This window comes from Paraburkholderia sp. Ac-20347, assembly GCF_017104805.1.
Taxonomy (GTDB): Bacteria; Pseudomonadota; Gammaproteobacteria; order Burkholderiales; family Burkholderiaceae; genus Paraburkholderia; species Paraburkholderia tropica.
In genome coordinates this window covers 1-425 of the sequence record NZ_JAAGPN010000642.1, presented here as the reverse complement: position 1 = coordinate 425, position 425 = coordinate 1, and the positions used below count along the sequence as shown (strand labels likewise).

Below are 425 nucleotides of genomic sequence, written 5' to 3'. Positions count from 1 at the left end.
AAGTTCAGCACGTCGTCGATGCGCGCGGCGGCCCAGCCGAAGCGCAGGAAACGCGGCGTGCGGTAACCCCACATCGCGTCGAGCGTGTTGGCGAGCCGGAACGCCAGCGCGCCCGGTCCGCCCGCGAGCGCGAACCAGAACAGCGCGCCGAAGATCGCGTCGTTGCCGTTTTCGAGCGCCGATTCGCAGGCCGCGCGCGAGAGCGCGGTGGCGTCGGCTTGGGCGGTGTCGCGCGAGACGATGCGCGCGGTCAGCTCGCGCGCGGCGGCCAGATCGCGCTGCGCGAGCGCGCGGGCGATGGGCGCAATGTGTTCTTCGAGGCTGCGCGCGCCGAGCGCGAACCACAGCAGCGCGACATGCAGCGCCCAGGCGAGCGGCCAGGGCAGCAGCGCGCACAGCAGCAGGGCGATCAGCACGGGCGGCGA

General features: G+C 73.4%; 1 protein-coding gene. It reads right to left on the bottom strand.

Annotated features, from left to right (window positions below; translation table 11 throughout):
- The coding region (locus G3N97_RS39180) for a cobalamin biosynthesis protein (protein ID WP_205998050.1) at nucleotides 1-425 on the bottom strand (425 nt) is incomplete at both ends.